The 19781-nt window shown below is 73.2% G+C and carries 18 protein-coding genes; 10 read left to right on the forward strand and 8 right to left on the reverse strand.

The features are described from left to right. Positions 1 to 15 precede the first annotated feature (15 nt). Positions 16 to 1050 (forward strand): zinc-dependent alcohol dehydrogenase family protein, encoded by a 1035-nt coding sequence (locus tag K1Y72_RS26455; RefSeq protein ID WP_220169182.1) that lies wholly within the window; start codon positions 16 to 18, stop codon positions 1048 to 1050. Positions 1051 to 1155: 105 nt separating this feature from the next. Beyond that, positions 1156 to 2466, forward strand: a complete 1311-nt coding sequence (gene nhaA / locus K1Y72_RS26460) for a Na+/H+ antiporter NhaA (RefSeq protein WP_220169183.1) — start codon at positions 1156 to 1158, stop codon at positions 2464 to 2466. Here nhaA and K1Y72_RS26465 read toward each other — a convergent pair whose 3' ends face one another. Next, positions 2467 to 3060 carry an NAD(P)-dependent alcohol dehydrogenase gene (locus K1Y72_RS26465; protein WP_220169184.1) on the reverse strand — a complete coding sequence of 198 codons (594 nt, stop codon included), beginning with the start codon at positions 3058 to 3060 and terminating at the stop codon, positions 2467 to 2469. Further along, positions 3048 to 3353, reverse strand: a complete 306-nt coding sequence (locus tag K1Y72_RS26470) for a TetR/AcrR family transcriptional regulator (RefSeq protein WP_220169185.1) — start codon at positions 3351 to 3353, stop codon at positions 3048 to 3050. Before K1Y72_RS26470 ends, K1Y72_RS26465 begins: the two co-directional genes overlap by 13 nt. A 63-nt stretch (positions 3354 to 3416) precedes the next feature. Here K1Y72_RS26470 and K1Y72_RS26475 point away from each other — a divergent pair, with 63 nt between their 5' ends. Further along, on the forward strand, positions 3417 to 3851 hold the full coding sequence (locus K1Y72_RS26475) for an acyl-CoA thioesterase (RefSeq protein ID WP_220169186.1): 435 nt from the start codon (positions 3417 to 3419) through the stop codon (positions 3849 to 3851). Between the two features lie 22 nt (positions 3852 to 3873). Here K1Y72_RS26475 and lexA read toward each other — a convergent pair whose 3' ends face one another. Next, a complete protein-coding gene (gene lexA, locus K1Y72_RS26480) occupies positions 3874 to 4533 on the reverse strand; it encodes a transcriptional repressor LexA (protein WP_220169187.1) in 660 nt (219 codons plus the stop codon). A 98-nt stretch (positions 4534 to 4631) separates the two neighbouring features. Between lexA and K1Y72_RS26485 the strand changes: the two genes are divergently transcribed. Beyond that, positions 4632 to 5138 carry a nitroreductase family deazaflavin-dependent oxidoreductase gene (locus tag K1Y72_RS26485; RefSeq protein ID WP_220169188.1) on the forward strand — a complete coding sequence of 169 codons (507 nt, stop codon included), beginning with the start codon at positions 4632 to 4634 and terminating at the stop codon, positions 5136 to 5138. On the opposite strand, the gene K1Y72_RS26490 is transcribed toward K1Y72_RS26485, so the two are convergent. From K1Y72_RS26490 to K1Y72_RS26500, 3 genes are read right to left on the reverse strand one after another with little or no spacing between them, the layout of a single operon-like run. Next, positions 5131 to 7563 carry an FtsX-like permease family protein gene (locus tag K1Y72_RS26490; RefSeq protein ID WP_220169189.1) on the reverse strand — a complete coding sequence of 811 codons (2433 nt, stop codon included), beginning with the start codon at positions 7561 to 7563 and terminating at the stop codon, positions 5131 to 5133. The genes K1Y72_RS26485 and K1Y72_RS26490 overlap by 8 nt on opposite strands. Next, positions 7563 to 8288: an ABC transporter ATP-binding protein gene (locus K1Y72_RS26495; RefSeq protein ID WP_220169190.1), complete on the reverse strand. Its 726-nt coding sequence runs from the start codon at positions 8286 to 8288 to the stop codon at positions 7563 to 7565. The genes K1Y72_RS26490 and K1Y72_RS26495 overlap by 1 nt, the downstream gene beginning before the upstream one ends. Positions 8289 to 8299: 11 nt before the next feature. After that, on the reverse strand, positions 8300 to 8470 hold the full coding sequence (locus K1Y72_RS26500; RefSeq protein WP_220169191.1) for a hypothetical protein: 171 nt from the start codon (positions 8468 to 8470) through the stop codon (positions 8300 to 8302). A gap of 161 nt (positions 8471 to 8631) precedes the next feature. Between K1Y72_RS26500 and K1Y72_RS26505 the strand changes: the two genes are divergently transcribed. The 3 genes from K1Y72_RS26505 (at position 8632) to K1Y72_RS26515 (ending at position 11840) form a co-directional block, all read left to right on the forward strand. Beyond that, complete coding sequence (locus K1Y72_RS26505; RefSeq protein ID WP_220169192.1) at positions 8632 to 9918, forward strand: sensor histidine kinase; 1287 nt, start codon at positions 8632 to 8634, stop codon at positions 9916 to 9918. Beyond that, the gene (locus tag K1Y72_RS26510) at positions 9906 to 10568 is read left to right on the forward strand and encodes a response regulator transcription factor (RefSeq protein WP_220169193.1); all 663 of its coding nucleotides are present in this window, start codon (positions 9906 to 9908) and stop codon (positions 10566 to 10568) included. The genes K1Y72_RS26505 and K1Y72_RS26510 overlap by 13 nt, the downstream gene beginning before the upstream one ends. A 123-nt stretch (positions 10569 to 10691) precedes the next feature. Beyond that, a complete protein-coding gene (locus tag K1Y72_RS26515; protein ID WP_220169194.1) occupies positions 10692 to 11840 on the forward strand; it encodes an LPXTG cell wall anchor domain-containing protein in 1149 nt (382 codons plus the stop codon). Positions 11841 to 11937: 97 nt separating this feature from the next. Here the strand turns inward: K1Y72_RS26515 and K1Y72_RS26520 are convergent, their stop codons facing one another. Continuing rightward, the gene (locus K1Y72_RS26520) at positions 11938 to 12537 is read right to left on the reverse strand and encodes a superoxide dismutase (protein WP_220169195.1); all 600 of its coding nucleotides are present in this window, start codon (positions 12535 to 12537) and stop codon (positions 11938 to 11940) included. Between the two features lie 136 nt (positions 12538 to 12673). Beyond that, positions 12674 to 13336, reverse strand: a complete 663-nt coding sequence (locus tag K1Y72_RS37620) for a DUF6879 family protein (protein ID WP_372453007.1) — start codon at positions 13334 to 13336, stop codon at positions 12674 to 12676. 8 nt (positions 13337 to 13344) lie between these two features. Here K1Y72_RS37620 and K1Y72_RS26530 point away from each other — a divergent pair, with 8 nt between their 5' ends. Genes K1Y72_RS26530 through K1Y72_RS26540 form a run of 3 tightly spaced genes read left to right on the forward strand, consistent with a single transcriptional unit; the run spans position 13345 to position 19717 of the window. Next, entirely contained in the window at positions 13345 to 16863 is a 3519-nt protein-coding gene (locus K1Y72_RS26530; RefSeq protein WP_220169197.1) for a DEAD/DEAH box helicase family protein, read from the forward strand. Continuing rightward, positions 16860 to 18215: a restriction endonuclease subunit S gene (locus K1Y72_RS26535; RefSeq protein ID WP_220169198.1), complete on the forward strand. Its 1356-nt coding sequence runs from the start codon at positions 16860 to 16862 to the stop codon at positions 18213 to 18215. The genes K1Y72_RS26530 and K1Y72_RS26535 overlap by 4 nt, the downstream gene beginning before the upstream one ends. Then, a complete protein-coding gene (locus tag K1Y72_RS26540; RefSeq protein ID WP_220169199.1) occupies positions 18212 to 19717 on the forward strand; it encodes a class I SAM-dependent DNA methyltransferase in 1506 nt (501 codons plus the stop codon). The genes K1Y72_RS26535 and K1Y72_RS26540 overlap by 4 nt, the downstream gene beginning before the upstream one ends. The last annotated feature ends 64 nt before the right edge of the window (positions 19718 to 19781 follow it).

A 19781-nucleotide genomic window follows, 5' to 3' on the forward strand; every position in this document is an offset into this window, starting at 1 on the left:
GGTAATCTGGCGATCATGCGAGCGACCCTGATCTACGGTGCCGGCGACGTGCGCGTGGAGGACGTGCCCGACCCGGTGCTGCGCGAGCCGACGGACGCCCTGGTGCGGGTGCTGCGGTCGTGCGTCTGCGGCAGCGACCTGTGGCCCTACGGCTCGATGCCGGCCAAGGAGAAGGGCCGCCGGATCGGGCACGAGTTCCTCGGCGTCGTCGAGGAGACCGGCCGGGACGTCGCGGGCCTCGCGGCGGGCGACCTGGTCGTGGCGCCGTTCATGTGGTCCGACAACACCTGCGACTTCTGCGCCGAGGGCCTCCAGACGTCCTGCCGGCACGGCGGCGGCTGGGGGATCCCGGGCGTGGACGGCGGCCAGGGCGAGGCGGTCCGCGTGCCGCAGGCGGCCGGGACGCTGGTGAAGCTGCCCGTCGCGGCGGACTCGGCGCTGCTGCCGTCGCTGCTGACGCTGTCGGACGTGCTCCCCACCGGCCACCACTGCGCGGTGACCGCCGGCGTGAGCGCCCGCACGACCGTCACGGTGATCGGCGACGGCGCGGTCGGCCTGTCGGCGGTGCTCGCCGCGCGCCGCCTCGGCGCCGAGCGGATCATCCTGATGGGGCGGCACAAGGACCGCACCGACCTCGGCCGCGAGTTCGGCGCGACCGACGTCGTCGCCGAGCGCGGCGACGAGGGCGTGGCGCGCGTCCGCGAGCTGACCGGCGGCGACGGGACGCACGCCGTGCTGGAGTGCGTCGGGCTGCGGCCCGCGATCGAGACGGCGCTCGCGGTCGCCCGCGACGGCGGCGTCGTCAGCCGCGTCGGCGTCCCGCAGGACCCCGAGGTGCCGATGGGCCGCGACGCGTTCATGCGCAACATCACCCTCACCGGCGGCGTCGCGCCGGCCCGCGCCTACATCGAGGAGCTGCTGCCCGACGTCCTCGACGGGCGGATCGAGCCCGGCCGCGTCTTCGACCGGACCGTGGACCTGGACGGCGTCCCGGACGGCTACCGCGCCATGGCGGGCCGCGAGGCGCTGAAGGTGCTCATCGAGCCGTGATGCGGCCTTGTTAGGCTGGTCGGAGCACGTGCAGGTCGCTCGCGTGTGGTGTGCCGGGAAGTCTGGTCGGCGGTCGTTCCCGCGTTCCCGCCGACCGGAGGTCCGATGCCGCACCCGCCCGCACCCGACGACCGGAACCCGCTCTTCGGCCGGGGCACCTGGCCCGAGGCCCGGCGGATCGCCGAGATCCTCCGCAAGGAGACGATCGGCGGCGTGCTGCTGCTGGCCGCCGCCGTGGTCGCGGTGGTGTGGGCCAACTCGCCCTGGTCGGGCGCCTACGAGAGCGTCCGGGGGTTCACTTTCGGCCCGTCCGCGCTGCACCTGCGGCTGCCGCTGGAGGGCTGGGCCGCCGACGGCCTCCTGGCGATCTTCTTCTTCGTCGCCGGGCTGGAGCTCAAGCGCGAGTTCGTCGCGGGCGACCTGCGGCAGCCGCGCCGTGCCGTCGTGCCCGTCGCGGCGGCGGCGGGCGGTGTCGCCGTGCCCGCCGTGCTGTACACGATCGTCACCTGGAGGACGCCGGGCGCCGGGTCGGGCTGGGCGATCCCGACGGCGACCGACATCGCCTTCGCGCTCGCGGTGCTCGCCGTCATCGGCCGGTTCCTGCCCTCGGCGCTCCGCACCTTCCTGCTGACGCTGGCGGTGGTGGACGACCTCATCGCGATCGTCATCATCGCGGTGTTCTACACCGGGCACCTGTCGGTGGCCCCGCTCGCCGCCGCGCTCGTCCCGCTCGGCCTGTTCACCGTCCTCGTGCAGCGGCGGGTGCGGTCGTGGTGGCTGCTGCTGCCGCTGGCGCTGGCGGCCTGGGCGCTGGTGCACGCCTCGGGCGTGCACGCGACCGTCGCGGGGGTGCTGCTCGGCTTCGCGGTGCCGGTCGTGCGGAGCGACGCGGCGGGCGGCCCGGACGCCGGGCCGGGCCTCGCCGAGCACTTCGAGCACCGGTTCCGGCCGCTGTCGGCGGGCGTCGCGGTGCCGGTGTTCGCGCTGCTGTCGGCCGGGGTGCCGTTCGGCGGCGCGGGCGGTCTCGGCGCGGCGCTGCACGAGCCGGTCGTGCTCGGCGTGCTGGCCGGGCTCGTCGCCGGCAAGCCGCTCGGGATCGTCGGGACGACCTGGCTGCTCGCCCGCTTCACCCGCGCCCGCCTGGACGGCGACCTCGCCTGGGCCGACCTGGCCGGCGTCGGGCTGCTCGGCGGCATCGGCTTCACCGTGGCGCTGCTCATCGGCGACCTGGCATTCGGCGCGGACACCGCGGCCGCCGCCGACGTCAAGATCGCCGTGCTGGCCGCGTCGGTCACCGCGACCGCCCTCGCCGCCGTGCTCCTGCGCACCCGCGACCGCGCCTACCGCCGCATCCGCAAGGCCGAGACGGTCGACGCCGACCACGACGGCATCCCGGACGTCTACCAGGACCGCTGATCAGAGGGAGACGACGACCTTGCCGCGGGCGTGGCGGCCCTCGACGTGGCGGACGGCGTCGGGGAGCTCGGCGAACGGGTACGTCCGGTCGATGACGGGCGCGATCCGCCCCGCCTCCAGGAGGCCCGCCAGGTGGCGCAGGTCCGCGCCGTCGGGCGTCCAGCGGACGACGGCGACGCGGCGGCCGGTGAACGGCCCGGCCGCGACCGCCCGGAGCTGCTGCGCCACCGGCCCGAGCAGGCGGCCGCCGCCCGCGGCGATGCCGCCGACGAGGACGAGCGTCCCGCGCGGGGCGAGCGCGCGCCGGAGCCGCGCGAGCGGGTGGTTCCCCGCGATGTCCACCAGCACGTCGCAGCGGCCCGCCCGCTCGGTGAAGTCCGCCCGGGTGTAGTCGACGACGTCGTCCGCGCCGAGCGACCGGACGAGGTCCAGGTTGCGGGTGCCGCAGACGCCGGTGACCTCGGCGCCGAGCGCCTTGGCGAGCTGGACGGCGAACGTCCCGACGCCGCCTGCGGCGCCGTTGACCAGCACCCGCGAGCCCGGCGCGACCCGCCCGTCGTCGCGGACCGCGCGGAGCGCCGTCAGCGCGGCCATCGGCACGGCCGCGGCCAGTCGTCGCGCGGGTCCGGGCCGCCGGCGCCGTCCGCCGCGTCGACGATCTCGCCGAGGACCAGCTCGGCGACGCCGTCGAGGACGGCCTCCTTGCTCGCCACGTGGTGGTACAGCGACATCGCCTCCACCCCGAGCTCCTGCGCGAGGCGGCGCATCGTCAGGGCGCCGAGGCCGTCGCGGTCGGCGATCGCGACGGCGGCGCGCAGCACCCGCCGCCGGCTCAGCGGGACGCGGGGCCGCTCGGTCGCCTCGTCGGCGTCGGTGCGTGGTGGCATGGACCGTCCTCTCCGGCGCACTCTATCCGCCGGAACGTCCGAGGCGTCTGCGACACTGCCCGGATGTCCGACGACGAGGTGTACACCGAAAGCTTCACGCCCCGCTTCTACGAGATCGACAGCCAGGGCGTCATGTTCAACATGTGGTACCTGGGCTATGTGGACCAGGCGGTCGACGGCTTCTTCATCGCCCGCGGCCTGCCCCACTCCACCTGGCGCGAGCTCGGCGTCGACAGCCACGTCGTGCACGTGGAGGTCGACTGGTCCGGCCCGGTCCGGCACGCCGACCGGACCGAGGTGCAGATCTCCCCGGCCCGGATCGGGACGCGCAGCTACACCCTGGACTTCGCGTTCCGCCGCGACGGGGAGACGACGGCGACCGGCTGCGTCGTCCACGCCACGGTCGCCACGGACGGGTCGGGCACGATCCCGCTGCCCGCGCGCCTGGTCGCCGCGCTCGGCGAGCCGCGCCCGCTGCGCGCCGCCCGCGCGGGCTGAGCCGGCTCAGACCCCGTGCCCCTCAGACGCTGCGCAGCACCGACACGACGATGCCGAGGACGGTCGCCTCGTCGCCGTCGATGACGTCGTAGGCGGGGTTGCGGGGTTCGAGCAGGACGTGCCCGCCGCGCCGCCGGTACACCTTGACGGTCGCCTCGCCGTCGATCATCGCGGCGACGATCTGGCCCGAGTGCGCCTCGGGCTGGCGCCGCACGACCACCATGTCGCCGTCGCAGATGGCGGCGTCGACCATCGAGTCGCCGCGCACCCGCAGGGCGAACACGGTGCCGCGGCCGGTGAGCTCGCGCGGCAGCGTCAGGGTGTCGTCGAGGTGCTCCTCGGCGGTGATGGGGACGCCGGCGGCGATGTCGCCGACGACCGGCACCGCCACCGCGCCGCCGGTCTCGCGGGCCCGCTCCCTCGGCAGGAACGACCGCACGTCGATCGGCCGGGCGACGGCGGCGCCCCGGCGCAGGAAGCCCTTGTCCTCCAGGCTCGCCAGGTGCCGCGACACCGACGACGCCGACCGCAGCCCGACCGCGTCGCCGATCTGCCGGGTGGACGGCGCGTACCCGTAGCGGGCGGCCCAGTCCTGGATGACGGCGAGGATCCGCTGCTGGCGCGGGGGGAGCGCGGCGGCGTCCAGGCCCTCGAACGCGCCGGTGTCGTCGTAGGCGGTCACCCCGCAAGTCTAGAGGTCGCGGTCCCTCGACAGGGCGGCCGCGCCGGGGTAGCGTGCGACCGAACAAGCGCTTGATCAACGCAAAGGACATCGCCGCGATGGGTCGTTTCTCGCTGCCCGAGCAGGCTCCGCAGGGGCTCGCCTCGCCTGCCGCCGCCCGCGCGATCAAGGTGATGTCGCGGGCGCAGGTGCGGGTGTTCAAGCTGACCGGCGGGCGCGTCGGCGGGAAGTGGCGGGTCGGGGCGGGCTTCCGCGAGCCCGTCCCGACGCTGCTGCTGGAGCACCGCGGCCGCAAGACGGGCCGGCTGTTCACCACGCCCCTGCTGTACCTGGAGGACGGCGACGACCTGGTCGTCGTGGCGTCGCAGGGCGGCCTGCCCGACAACCCGCAGTGGTACCGCAACCTGCTGGCCGCCCCCGACACCCGCGTCCACCTGCCGCGCCGCCGCGACGTCCCGGTCCGCGCCCGCGAGGCGACGGGCGCGGAGCGGGACGCGCTGTGGCCGCGCCTCGTCGCGCTCTACGCCGACTTCGCCAAGTACGCCGCCTGGACCGACCGGGAGATCCCCGTCGTCGTCCTCGCGTCCCGCCCGCCCGCTAGCTGATCTTGGGGGAGGTGCGGCGGCCGAGGATGGCCCGCGCCGGGATCAGGATCGCGGCCGCGCCCGCCCCGCCGACGCCGAGCAGCACCACCGCCGACGTCGCGGGCGACACCGACGGCAGCGGCAGCCCGGTGACGGCCGTCGCGAACGCCATCAGCGTCACGGCGGCGATGAGGCCGCCGGTGGCGATGCCGGTGCCGAGCACGATGACCGCCTCCAGCCGCAGCATCCGCAGCACCTGCCGGCGGGTCGCGCCGACGAGCCGCAGCAGCGTCAGCTCGCGGCGCCGCGCGGCGGTCGCGAGCGCCAGCGTGGTGACGAGGCCGATGACGATGAACCCGGCGATCGCCACGACGACGACGTAGTTCACGAACCCCTGCAACCGGACGTCCTGCGACAGCCGCGCGTCGAACGCGGCCCGGTCGACGGCGCGGGCGCCCGCGTAGGGCGCGAGCGCCGCGCGCAGGTCGGCGCGGCCCCGGACGAGGACCTGGTCGTCCAGCGACGTGGTGGCGTGCGCGGTGGCCAGGTCGTGGGGCAGCAGCACGTCGCCGAAGCCGAGGCCGCGCTCGTAGACCGCGACGACGCGGGCGTCCACGCGGGTGCCGTCGCCGAGCCAGAGCGGGGCGGTGGAGCCGACGGGGTGCCCGCCGGCGACGTCCGCGCTGAGCGCGACGGCCGTGCCGCGCAGCCCGGCGAGGTCGCCGGCCGTCACGTCCGGGTCGAGGGTGGCGGCGGCGTCCGCGCCGATGCCGCGCGCGGTGAGGGTCCGCAGGTCGCTCTCGCCGAGTTCGGAGACGGCCATGACGACGGAGGTGTTCTTGACGGGCGTCGCCGCCGTGACTCCCGGGGCGCGCCGCACGGCGGCGGCGACGTCGCGGGGCAGGCCCGGCCCGGCCGAGACGACGATCTGGTCGGCGCGGTTGCCGGCGGCGGACTGCTGGGTCGTGGCGTGGACGACGGTCGGCTGCGCGAAGAGCTGCGTCCCGGCGAACGCGACGGCGAGCGCGACGGGCGTGATGACCGACCCGGCGCGCGCGGCGGCGGCGGAGCTGGCGTGCTGGGCGAGGCGCCCGGCGACGGGCGAGACGCCGGCGGCGGCGCGGCCGAGGACGCGGTTGCCGAGGCGGGCGAGCAGCGGGCCGAGCAGCGCCGTCGCGACGATCAGGGAGGTGACCAGGCCGCCGATCGCGGCGCTCGCGGCGGCGCCGCTCGTCACGGTGGACGATCCGAGCGCGCCGAGCCCGGCGAGCAGGAACACCGCGCCCGCGATCCGCCGCCAGCGGGGCAGCCCGGCGGGTTCGGCGGCGGCCTCGCCGAGCGCCTGCACGGGCCGGATGCGGGACGCGCGCAGGCAGGCGAGGAGCGCGATGAGCAGCGCGGCCAGCAGCGTGATCGCGACGGCGGCGAGGACGGGGTAGGCGCTGAGCGTCAGCCCGAACCCGTCGGGCAGGACGTGCTTGCGGACCATCGCGGCGTGCATGCCGGCGCCGATCGGCAGCGCGAGCAGCCCGCCGAGCAGCGCGGCGGGCGCGCCCGCCAGCAGCGTCTCGCGCAGCAGCGCGCGGCGGACCTGCCAGGGCGTCGCGCCGATCGCGCGGAGCAGCGCGAACTCGCGGGCGCGCTCGCGGACCGACAGGGCGATGAGCCCGCCGACGACGATCAGCGCGGTCATCACCGCGACGCCGCCGAGCGAGGCGCCGAGCTCCAGGATGTCGGAGCGGACGGCCGCGACGGCGAGGTCCTCGGCGTCGCCCCGGGCGGCGCCGGTCGCGACGGTGAGGCCGGGCGCGGCGGCGCGCAGGGCGGCGGCGTCCACCTTCCCGGCGCCGAGGACGGCGAGCGCGTCGGCCTTCCCCGGACGCCCGTAGAGCGCGGCGGCCGTCTTCGGGGCGAAGAACGCGGCGGCCGGTCCCGCACCGACGAGCCCGGTCACGCGGAACGGGCGGGCGGGGCCGCCGACCTGCACGTGGACGGTCTGCCCGATGCGGGCGCCCGCCGCCTGACTCACGACGACCTCGCCCGGCGCCTGCGGGGCGCGTCCGGAGGTCAGCGTGTAGGGGCGAAGCGGCGCGGAGTCCCATCCGTGGCCCGACAGCGCCGCTCCCGTAGACAGCACGACGGGGAAAGTCACGTCGGCCACGACCGCGCGGACGCCGGGGACGGCGCGCAGCCGCGCGCCTGCTGCGATGGGCACGCGCGAACGCTCCGACAGCGGGCGGCGCTGCGTCTCGGGGTCGCCGCCCATCTCCTTCCGTGTATAGGAGACCTCCTGCGGCCCCGTCACGACGGCGGCGGCGGCGCGGTACCGCTCGGTCGGCGCGTGCGCCCGCATCGCCGACTCGATGAGGACCCCGCAGGATCCGACGAGCGCCGCCGCGAACAGCAGCGCCACGAAAACGCCCGCGAGGGCTCCCTTGGCCCGCATCAGAGCGCCTCCATCCGGTGCGCGACGGCGTCGGGGGTCGGCCCGGCGAGCTCGTCGACGATCCGGCCGCCGGACAGGAACAGCACCGAGTCGGCCCAGGCGGCGGCGGCCGGGTCGTGGGTGACGAGGACGAGCGTCTGGCCGGTCATGTCGACGACCTGCCGCAGCAGCGCCATCACCTCGCGGGCGGTGCGCGGATCCAGGGCGCCGGTCGGCTCGTCGGCGAACACCACTTCGGGACGGGTGACCAGCGCGCGCGCGAGCGCCACCCGCTGCTGCTGGCCGCCGGACAGTTCCGGCGGCTTGTGCCGCAGCCGGTCGGCGAGCCCGACGCGGCGGACGACCTCCTCCAGCCAGGCGCGGTCGGCGGTCAGGCCGCCGAGCCGGAGCGGCAGCACGATGTTCTCCTCGACGTCCATCGAGGGCACCAGGTTGAACGCCTGGAACACGAACCCGACCTTCTCGCGCCGCAGCCGCGTCCGCTTGGCCTCGCTGAGGCGGCCGATGTCGGCGCCGCCGATCCGGACGGTGCCCGACGTCGGGCGGTCCAGGCCGGACGCGCAGTGCAGGAACGTGCTCTTGCCCGATCCGGAGGGGCCCATCACGGCGGTGAACCCGCCGCGCGGGCAGGCCCAGGTGACGCCGTCCAGGGCGCGTACCGCCCCGTAGGTCCTGGTGACGTTCTCCAGCGAGACCGTCTGCACGGTCGTCTCGGTCGGCATCATCGCGGCGCTCCTCAGCGGCGGTGGCGGTAGTGGTCGGCGATCAGGCCGGCGGCGGCCGCGGCGCCGAGGGCGCCGAAGGCCGCGCCGCCCGCGAGCGTCCCGGCGACCAGCGCCCAGCCCGCCGCGCTGATCACCAGCAGCAGCCAGAGCAGCGGCCGCAGCGCGGCCGTCGGGTCGTTCATCGCGGGCTCCTCGGGCGGTCGGAGGGGGTGCCGACGACGCTACGGACGGCCGCCGCCGCGCTCGATCCCGCCGGCTGCCCGGTCCGCGGTACAGCAGGCTGTACTCCTTCGGCGATCACCTGACACGGCCCGCCGCGCCCCCTAGGGTCCGGGGCGAGGGGGTGCGTAACGTGGCGGAGCAGGGCAGAACGGACGCATGGCGGGGTGCGCTCGTCGCGCACGCCCGCGCCGTCCTGGACGCCGTGGAGCACCTCATCGGCGGCCTCGGCACGGCGCTGCTCGCCTTCGTCGCGCTGGTGTGGACGGCCGCCGTCGCCGCCCTCTGCCCCCTCGGGATCGGGCTGCTGCTCGCGCCGACGGCGCCGCGCCTCGCCCGCTCGGTCGCCGAGCGGGAGCGGCACCGGCTGTCGCGCTCCGGCGCCGAGATCATGCCGGCGGGCCGGGCGCCCGCGGGCCTCCGCGCCGCCCTCGCCGACGCCACCGTCCGCCGCGACCTCGGCTGGGTCGCCGTCCACGCCACCTGGGGCCTGCTGATCAGCGCGTTCGGGGTGGTGCTCACGGCGAACGCCGTGCAGGACTTCACCTACCCGCTCTGGTGGCGGATGCTGCCGCGCGACCAGGCGACGCCGAGCTTCGTCCCGTGGACCGTCCGCGACGAGCCGTCCGCCCTCGCCGTCGGCCTCTACGGGATGGCGCTGGCGGTCTGCTTTCTGATCGTCGGGCCGGGCCTCGCCCGCGTCCAGGCGTGGCCGGGCCGCCGCCTGCTGGCCCCGGCGGCGGGCGCCGACCTGTCGCTGCGGGTCGCGCACCTGTCGGCGACCCGCGCCGCCGCGCTCGACGCGCACGCCGCCGAGCTGCGCCGCATCGAGCGGTCCCTGCACGACGGCGCGCAGAACCGCCTCGTCGCCGTCACCGTCCTGCTCGGCGCCGCCCGCCGCGCCCTCGCCCGCGACCCGGCGACCGCCGAGGCCGCCCTCGGCCGCGCCCACGACGCCGCCGAGCAGGCCCTCGCCGAGCTCCGCCTCGTCGTGCGGAGCATCCTGCCGCCGGTCCTCGCCGACCGCGGCCTCGCCGAGGCGCTCGCCGGGCTCGCCGCGGACTGCCCGGTGCCCTGCCGCGTCGACGTCGACGTCCCCGGCCGGTGCGCGGCGTCCGCCGAGGCGACCGCCTACTTCGTCACCGCCGAGGCCCTCACCAACATCGCCGAGCACAGCCGCGCCCGCGCCGCCGCCGTCGTCCTCCGCCGCCGCGGCGACCGGCTCGTCCTCCGCGTCGAGGACGACGGCGTCGGCGGCGCCGCCGAGGGCGCGGGCGCGGCCGGCGGGCACCTGGGGTCCGGGCTCGCCGGCATCCGCGGCCGCGCCGAGGCCCACGACGGCCGCCTCACCCTGACCAGCCCGCCCGGCGGGCCGACCGTCCTCACCGTGGAGCTCCCGTGCGGATCGTGATCGCCGAGGACGACCCGCTGCTGCGCGAGGGCGTCGCGCTGCTCCTCCGCGCCGAGTCCCTGGACGTCGTGGCCACCGCCGGCGGCCCCGCCGCGCTCCTCGCCGCCGTCGACGAGCACCGGCCGGACGTCGCGATCGTGGACGTGCGGATGCCGCCGACGCACACCGACGAGGGCATCAGGGCCGCCGTCGAGGCGCGCCGCCGTCACCCCGGCCTCGCCGTCCTCGTCCTGTCCGCCTACGTCGAGCGGGCGTTCGCCACCGAGCTCCTCGCCACCGGCGGCGACGGGCTCGGCTACCTGCTGAAGGAGCGCGTCGGCCGCGTCGAGCAGTTCCTCGACGCGCTGCACCGCGTCGCGGCGGGCGGCACCGCCATCGACCCCGACGTCGTCGCGCAGCTCCTCACCCGCTCCCGCCCGGACGGCGGCCTGGAGCGGCTCACCGCCCGCGAGCGCGACGTCCTCGCGCTCATGGCCGAGGGCCTCGGCAACACCGCGATCGCCGAGCGCCTCGTCGTCACCGAGGGCGCCGTCCACAAGCACATCCGCAGCATCTTCGCCAAGCTCGGCCTGGCCCCCGCCGACCGCGCCGACCGGCGCGTCACCGCCGTCCTGCGGTACCTCGACGACGGCCGGCGCCCCGGCCGCTGACACCATCGATCGGCCCGTCCCGCGTGTTGCTGGCCGCACATCGGCCCGCCGGGCGGTATCACCTTGAGTAGCGATCAGTGACTTTCAGTATCTGAAAATTCTTTGCCTCGAGGAAGGGGTCCGGTGACCGACAGCGCAGCCCGTGGACATGAAGAGCCTGCCCGTGACGAGACCGGCGGCGACGGCCGGCGCGGCAGGAGGGGCGCCGCCGCGGCGCAGGCCGGGACGGCGGTCGGGCTCGTCCTCGGCTCCGCCGCGCTGCTGGCGCCCGGCACCGCGCTCGCCGCGCCGGCCGCGCCGGCCGACGGGCCGCCCATGCCGCCGCGCCTCGCGGTGACCAAGCAGGCGTCGGCGGACCGCGTCCGCCCCGGGCAGACGCTCCGCTACACCATGCGGATCCGCAACACCGGCCTCGTCCCGGTCGACGCCGCGCGCCTGGTCGACGACCTGCCCGACGGGCTCACCGCGACCGCCGCGAGCGGCGGATGCGCGGCGAAGAAGACCAAGGTCGTCTGCAAGCGGCTGCGGGTGCCCTACCGCAAGTCGACGACCGTCACCGTGACGGCGCGCGTCGCGTCCGACGCGCACCCCGGCAAGCTGGTGAACACCACCAAGGTCCTCTACGGCGGCCGCACCGCCCGCGCCCGCGCCACCGTCACCGTGACGCCGCCGCCGCCCCCGCCGCCGACCCCGACCCCGAAGCCCACGCCGTCCAAGGCGAGGGCCAGGGCCGCGCACGCGCATGCGCACGCCGTCGTCGCGCCGGGCCGGCCCAACGGCTACCAGGCCGCCGCGCCCTGCACGCCGCCCGCCGACGGCTACGGCGCCGCGGGCGGGGCGAAGGCCGCCCCGGGCTGCTGCAAGCCGTCCGCGCACTCCGGCGACGGCCACGGGGCCGGGCCCGCCGGGCACGGCACCCGCTGCCACCGCCGCCCGCACCGCCCGCAGAAGCCGCACCGCCAGCCGGTGGCCGACCGCGCCCCGACGTCCTGCACGACGCCCGGGTCCGGCGGCCCGTCCGGGAGCGGCGCGAACCGTCCCGGCTGCTGCCCGGGGATGCCCGCGGGCGCGGCCGGCCGCGACGCCGCCGCTCCCGGCTCCGGCGCCTGCGGCGCCCCGGACTACCAGGGCTCCGCGCCCCGCGCCACCGAGCCGCTGCCGCACACCGGCAGCGACTCGGCGCTGCCGCTGGCCGCCCTCGGGGCCGGCGCGGTCGCCGTCGGCGCGGGCATCGTCATCGCCACCCGCCGCCGCGGCCGCCTCGACGGCTGACACCCGATCTGGACGCTGCGGCGCCCACCGGGCCGTGCGGGAACGTGTTCTGAGCATGATCCCGGCCTGGTGGGCGCCGCGTCCATGGGGGCGCCGGTCAGGCGCCCTTGGCCGCCGCCAGCCGCGCGGCGACGTCGTTCCAGTTGACGAGGTCCCAGAGCCTCTCGACGTAGTCGGGGCGCACGTTCCTGTACTGCAGGTAGTAGGCGTGCTCCCAGGCGTCGAACACCAGCAGCGGGGTGGCGCCGATGCCGACGTTGCCGTGGTGGTCGTAGACCTGCTGCACGATCAGCTTCCGCCCGAGCGGCTCCCAGCCGAGCACGCCCCAGCCCGACCCCTGCACGGTCGCGGTGGCGCTGGTGAGCTGCTGCTTGAACGCCTCGAACGACCCGAAGTGCTCGTCGATCGCCGTGCCGAGCTCCCCGCCCGGCCGGTCGCCGCCGTCGGGCGACAGGTTGTCCCAGAAGATCGTGTGCAGCACGTGCCCCGACAGGTTGAACGCCAGGGTCTTCTCCAGCCCGACGAGCCCCCCGAACCGCTCCTTGTCGCGCGCCTCCGCCAGCTTCTCCAGCGTGTCGTTGGCGCCCTTGACGTAGGCGGCGTGGTGCTTGTCGTGGTGCAGCTCCAGGATCTCGCCGGTGATGGCGGGCTCCAGCGCGGCGTAGTCGTAGGGGAGATCGGGCAGCGAGTAGGTCATGCGCTCCACTATTGCAAATAAGTCGCATCTGCATCAACAACGCAGTTAGTGCGGCGCGCGAGCCGTCGCCGCCGCCTGAACGGGCGGTCCGGCGAACGCCTCACGGCCGTCCCGGAGGGCGGCCGCGCCCGGCAGGTCACCCGAGCCCGAGCGCCCTGGCGAACTCGTCGCGTGCCACCGAGCGCGCCAGGGCGGTGTTCAAGAAGGCGGCCGGCTCGGTGACGATCGAGGGCTCGGTGATGGAGGCGGCGCGCACCGGACGGTCGTGCTCGTCGAAGTCCAAGCGCACGACGCGCGCCGCGTCGAACAGCCAGTAGTCGAAATCCGGCAGGTCGGCGGCGCGGGCGCGATCGAGATAGCGGATGCCCTCACCGGCGGCGATGCGGCGGGAGGCGAACCACAGGCCGTACGCGCTGTAGTCGGTGGGCGGCAGCGACGCGATCCGGACCCTGCGGAACGTCCGGCCCTCACCGGCGGCGTTGCGGACCATGGCGAACCGGTCCTGTGCCCGCGCCAGATCGTCGGGCTCGCCGGCCAGGAAGCGGCGCAGCGGCTCCCGTTCGGATCCGGTCTCGTAGCGGTCGCGAGTTCGAAAGGCCGGTCGAGCCCTGCGGCCGCGCGCGGCGCCAAGGAATGGAATGAAAGGTATTAAACGGTCATTTCCGTATCCCGTCCCGGCCGGCGCGGAACCCCTGCGGTCCCTGGTGAACGTGTAGTCGGTGAGGTGAACGGTAAAGCCCTGGAAAGGAGAGAGTGAAGGCGATATTCTGTACTGTTCTTTCGGTCTATCGGGTGGGATGGGGACGCATGGCCGATTCGTTCGAGGAGCTGGCGGGGCGGTCGCGGAACTTCGGGTTCCTGCTCCGGCACGAACGCCTGCTGGTGCTCGACGGCGCCACGGCCGAGTCCTACATCTACAGCGACCCGGACGCGGCGATGGCGCGGTCCCGGCGGTTCGCCGAGACGCTCGCGAAGCTGCTGGTGGCGCGCACGCAGACGCCGGTGAGCGAGCACGCGACCCTCAACGCCAGGATCGCCGCGCTGGCCCGCGCCGGCGTCCTGCGGCCCAACGTCCGCCAGGCGTTCGACGACGTCCGCGACGCCGGCAACCGGGCGGTCCACTCCTACTGGGGGGACGTTCAGGCCGCCCTGAAGTGCGTGCGGACCTGCTTCGAGCTCGGGATCTGGTTCCACCGGGCCAGCAGCGACGCCCCCGCGCCCGCCGGGTTCGTCCCGCCGCCCGTGCCGGACGGCCGGGCGCCCGACTCGGCGGCCGAGCGGACCCAGCTCGCCGAACTCCGCGCGGAGCTGGAGCGCCTCCAGGAGCGGCTGACCGCCGTCAACGTCAGCCGGGACGGGGAGACCTCCAAGCTGGAGGCCGAGGCCCGCGCCCGGCGGCAGGTCGAGGAGGAGCTCGCCCGCGCGCTGGCGGAGCGGGAGGCGCTGCAAGCCGCGGTCGCGCAGGCGCAGCGGGAGCGGGCCGAGGCCGAGGAGCGCTTCACCGCGCAGGTCGGCGGCGCGGGGAAGGTGAGGCCCGCCGAGCGGGACGCCTTCATCGCGCGCGCCCAGCACGCCGCCGCCGCGCCGCTGACGGAGGCCGAGGTCCGCGAGCACGTCGACGGCATGCTCCGCGCCGCCGGCTGGGACGTCCAGGACGAGAAGGACATCAACCTGTTCGCCGCCGATGGGGTGGCCGTGCGGGAGGTGGGGACGGCCAGGGGCGTGGCCGACTACCTGCTGTACGTCGACCGGAAGATCGTCGGGGTGATCGAGGCCAAGCGCGAGGGCGTCATCCTGACTCCGGTGGAGGCCCAGTCGGCCCGCTACGCCGACGCGCTGACGGCGTCCCAGCAGGTGGCCGCCTGGCGGATGCCGCTGCCGTTCCGCTACGAGACCACCGCGATCGAGACGCACTTCACCAACGCCCTCGACCCGGCCCCGCGCGCCCGCGCGGTGTTCTCCTTCCACCGGCCCGAGACGCTGGCGCGCTGGATGCGCGAGGCGGACGCCGAGCCCGGCGCCCCCACGCTGCGCGGGCGCCTGCGCGCGCTGCCGCCGCTGGACGCGCGGCGGCTGCGCGCGGCGCAGGCCCGCGCCGTCACCGGCCTGGAGGAGTCCCTCACCCGCGACGAGCCGCGCAGCCTGATCCAGATGGCCACCGGCGCGGGCAAGACCTACATGGCGGTCACCGAGGCGTACCGGCTGCTGAAGTACGCCAAGGCGCGGCGCATCCTGTTCCTGGTCGACCGCAACAACCTCGGCAAGCAGGCGTTCACCGAGTTCGACAACTTCGTCACCCCCGACGACGGCCGCAAGTTCACCGAGCTCTACAACGTCGAGCGGCTCGGCGGCGCGGCCATGAACGAGTCCACCAAGGTCGTCATCTCCACCGTGCAGCGGCTGTACGCGCGGCTCCGCGGCGAGCCGGTGGACCCCGACACCGAGGACGAGCGCTACGACAGCTACGACGCCGGCGACGTCGTCGAGGTCGCCTACAGCGCCGACCTGCCGCCGGAGAGCTTCGACCTGATCATCGTGGACGAGTGCCACCGGTCGATCTACGGCGTGTGGCGGCAGGTGCTGGAGTACTTCGACGCCCACCTGGTCGGGCTGACCGCGACGCCGGTCAAGCAGACCTTCGGGTTCTTCGGCCAGAACCTCGTCAGCGAGTACACCTACCGCGAGTCGGTCGCCGACGCCGTCAACGTCGACTTCGACGTCTACCGCATCCGCACCGAGCACGCCGAGCAGGGCGCCACCATCGAACAGGGCACCGTGGTGCCCATCATGAGCCGCCCGACGCGCCGCCGCCGCTACGAGGAGCTCGACGACGACCTCGCCTGGTCCGGCGCCCAGCTCGGCCGCAAGGTGATCAGCACGGGCCAGCTGCGGCTCGTCCTGGAGACCTTCCGGGACCGGCTGTTCACCGAGATCTTCCCGGGCCGCACGCACGTCCCCAAGACGCTGATCTTCGCCGTGGACGACAACCACGCCGAGGAGATCGTGACCATGGCCCGCACCGTGTTCGGCAAGGGCAACGACTTCTGCAAGAAGATCACCTACAAGGCCGCCGACCCCGACGCGCTCATCGCGGAGTTCCGCAACTCCCCGGACCTGCGGATCGCCGTCACCGTCAACATGATCGCGACGGGGACGGACATCCGGCCGCTGGAGTGCGTGTTCTTCCTCAACGAGGTGAAAAGCTGGGCGCTGTTCGAGCAGATGAAGGGCCGGGGCTCCCGGACGGTCGACCCGGCCGAGCTCCAGCGCGTCACCCCGGACGTCGCGGCGAAGACCCGCTTCGTCATCGTCGACGCCGTGGGCGTCACCGACTCCCCGCGCGTGGACGCCACCCCGCTCGTCCAGCACACCGAGAAGCAGATCAGCTTCGAGAAGCTGCTCCGCAAGGCCCGCAGCCTGACGATCGACGAGCAGGAGGCGTCCACCCTCGCCGGCCGCCTCGCCCGCCTCAACAAGCAGATCACCCCCGAGGAGCGGACCGAGCTGGAGAACCTGGCCGGCCGGCCCCTCACCGAGGTGATCGCCTCGGTGTCGAGCTGCGCCGACCCCGACGCACTCCAGGAGGCGTACGGCGACGGCGGCCCGCAGGGCCGGGCCGCCGTTCACGACCTGATCGTCCGAGCCGTGCGGCCCCTCGCCGAGAACGCCGAGCTGTGCAAGCGCCTGCTGGAGATCCGCCGCGCCCACGACGTGTACTGGGACGAGGTCAACCGCGACACCCTCATCGAGGCCGCCGCCCAGGACCCCGCGCTCCGCGCCCAGGAGGTGGTGACGTCCTGGCGCGCCTACCTGGAGGAGCACCAGGACGAGATCGCCGCGATTGAGGCCGCCTACCGCAGCGGCCGGCCGGGCCGCGAGGCCTACGCCAAGCTCAAGGAGCTCGCGACCCGCATCGCCCGCCCGCCGTACGAGTGGACGCCCCAGCGGTTGTGGGACGCCTACGAGCGGCTGAACCTCGCCGCCGACAAGCACGGCACCCAGCACGGCCCGGTCGACCTCATCGGCCTGATCCGTTTCGAGCTGGGCCTCGACACCGAACCGAAACCGCACCGTAGTGTCGTGGAGGAGCGGTACGCTGCCTGGCTTGTGAAGCAGCAGCAGGCCGGAGCCGATTTCACCGCAGATCAGCGGTGGTGGCTGGACCGCATCCGCGACGTGGTCATCACCCAGGCCGGCATCGACCACACCGAGCTGGACAAGCCCCCCTTCACCGACCGCGGCGGCATCGACGGCTTCCTGCACACCTTCGGCGACGCCAGGGCCGAGGCCGTCCTCAACGACCTGAACCGGGACCTCACTGCATGACCGATCTCCCCGACGGCTGGGCCTGGGCTCCGCTCGGCGACCTGCTCCTACGGATCGAGGCGGGCAAGTCGTTCCGCTGCGAAGGCCGCCCCGCTCGACCGGAAGAGTGGGGAATCATCAAGGTCAGCGCGATGACCTGGGGAAAGTTTCAGGAGCAGGAGAACAAGGCGGTCCTGGCGGACATCGAAATCGATCCCGCCAACGAGATCAAGCCTGGCGATATTCTCCTCAGCAGGGCTAACACCGAAGCCTATGTAGGAGCTGCGGTGCTGGTGGGCGAATGCCGCCCTAAGCTACTCCTCAGTGACAAGAGCCTGCGTTTGGTTCCGTCTGCCTCAGTCGACCATCGTTGGCTCGTTTTTCTTTTGAGTTCGCCGGATATTCGAGAAGAAATATCGCGAAAGGCGACCGGCACCAAAGATTCGATGCGCAATATCTCCCAGAACTCCTTGAAGGAGATAGTTGTTCCGGTCCCGCCCACCGTTGAGCAACACCGCATCGTCGCCGCTCTCGAAGATCACCTATCCCTCTTGGATGGGGCTGTTGATTTGCTAGCAAATACTGGCGATCGTATCCACATTTTGCGCAGGTCTGCGCTTCAAGAATTGCGTTATCAAGCCCTGCGAGACAATCCGGAAATGCTGCCTATCGGCCATATTGCCACGACGGCTCTTGGTAAAATGTTGGACTCTAAAAATAACAGAGGAAAGTCGACGCCCTATCTGCGGAATGTGAACGTCCGGTGGGGAAAAGTTGATCTTTCCAACGTTGATAGTGTTCCGATGTCGGAAGATCAGCGTGTGAAATTCTCCCTCCAAAAGGGCGACCTCCTTGTTTGTGAAGGTGGAGAGCCTGGGCGCTGTGCTATATGGCCGGGCCATCGTGATGATATCTCCTATCAAAAGGCCCTTCATCGAGTTCGCCCTGGTGGGAAGGTTTCCTCTGAATGGCTTGCCCTAATGCTTGAGGAGTCCATCAGGAATGGTCGTGCATCTCATATGTTCACCGGCACGACTATCAAACATTTGCCGCAAGAAAAACTCAGGATGCTCGCTGTTCCAGTGCCCTCACGGAGTCTTCAAGACGAGATCATTCGTAAATTTACAGAGACTGCCAGGGATATAGAAAGATTCTCTGGCATGTTGGCGGCTTTGGAGCGTCGTTTTCTTCATATGCGTCGATCTTTGCTGACGGAAGCTTTCGCGGGGCGGTTGGTGGAGCAGGATCCGGCGGATGAGCCGGCGTCCGTCCTGCTGGAGCGCATCCAGGCTGAACGGACGGCGCACGGTTCGGCACGACGGGGACGGCGGGGCACGAGTAAGCAGGCGCCGCAGGAAGAGACGTTGGTGTGAGCACTCCGGAAACGCGGCGGCTGGTCGCGAAGCTGTGGAACTACTGCGATGTCCTGCGGGATGACGGTGTCTCCACGATCGACTACGTCGAGCAGCTCACGTACCTGCTCTTCCTGAAGATGGGGCATGAGCGCGCCAATCGCGGGATCTTTGCCGATCGAGCTCTCCAGCCGGTCGCTGATGCCTGGCAATCGCTGCTTGATGCCGATGGCCAAGAGCTCGAAGACACCTACAACCACGTCCTGCGGGAGTTCGGCCAGCGCAAGGACACGCTCGGCGTCATCTTCCGCAAAGCGCAGAACCGCATCCAGGACCCGGCGAAGCTCAAGAGGCTGATCGTCGACCTGATCAATGGGCAGCAGTGGTCCAATCAGGGCGTCGACGTCAAGGGTGACGCCTACGAAGAGCTTCTAGCCAAGGGTGCCGAGGACGTTAAGTCCGGGGCCGGGCAGTACTTCACGCCTCGCGAGCTGATCGCGGCCATGGTGGACTGCGTCCAGCCAGGCCCTGACGACATCGTTTGTGACCCGGCCTGTGGGACCGGCGGCTTCTTGCTGGCGGCGCATGACTACATCCAGGACAAGCACGGGGCGAACATGACTCCCGAGCAGCGCGACCGGCTCGCGGGGGAGGGCATTCGAGGTTTCGAGCTGGTGGATGGCACGGCCCGGCTGGCGGCGATGAACATGCTGTTGCACGGGATCGGCAAGCCCAATGGTCCGTCGCTGATTCAGGTGGGAGACGCGCTCGCCGAGCCGTCGAACATCTATCCCAGCGTTGTGCTGGCCAACCCGCCGTTCGGGCGCAAGTCGTCCATCACCATCGTGGGCGAAGACGGGCGCGTCGGCCGGGAGGACATCGAGTACAGCCGACAGGACTTCTGGGTCACGACGAAGAACAAGCAGCTCAACTTCGTCCAGCACATCGCCTCCATGCTCGGCATCCCCGGCCGCGCGGCCGTGGTCCTGCCCGATAACGTGCTGTTCGAGGGCGGGGCCGGCGAGACGATCCGGCGGCGGCTGCTCAAGCAGTTCGACGTTCACACCATGCTGCGGCTGCCCACCGGCATCTTCTACGCGGGCGGCGTGAAGGCCAACGTGCTGTTCTTCGACAAGAAGCCCGCTCGGCCGGAAGCCCCCTGGACGTCGAAGCTGTGGGTGTACGACTTCCGCACCGGACAGCACTTCACGCTCAAGCAGAACCGGCTCACCCGGGAGCACCTGCAAGACTTCGTCGACAGCTACCGGCCTGGCGAGCCACGTGAGAGCCGCCAGGAGTCCGAGCGGTTCAAGCCGTTCAGCTACGACGAGCTGATGGCGCGCGACAAGGTCAACCTCGACATCACCTGGCTGAAGGATCCGAGCCTGGAGGACGCTGACAGCCTGCTGCCGCCGGAGGTCATCGCCCGCGAGATCGTCGAGGACCTCACGGCCGCCCTCACCGAGTTCACCGCCATCGCCGAGGCCCTTGAACAGGCCAAGGAGACCCGCTCCGTCGAGTGAGGCCAGGCAAGCGCCTAACGCTGCTGTAAGTGTCGGCTTCCCTGGGCTTCGCAGTGCGTTGGTT

Source organism: Actinomadura parmotrematis (assembly GCF_019458805.1).
Taxonomy (GTDB): domain Bacteria; phylum Actinomycetota; class Actinomycetes; order Streptosporangiales; family Streptosporangiaceae; genus Spirillospora; species Spirillospora parmotrematis.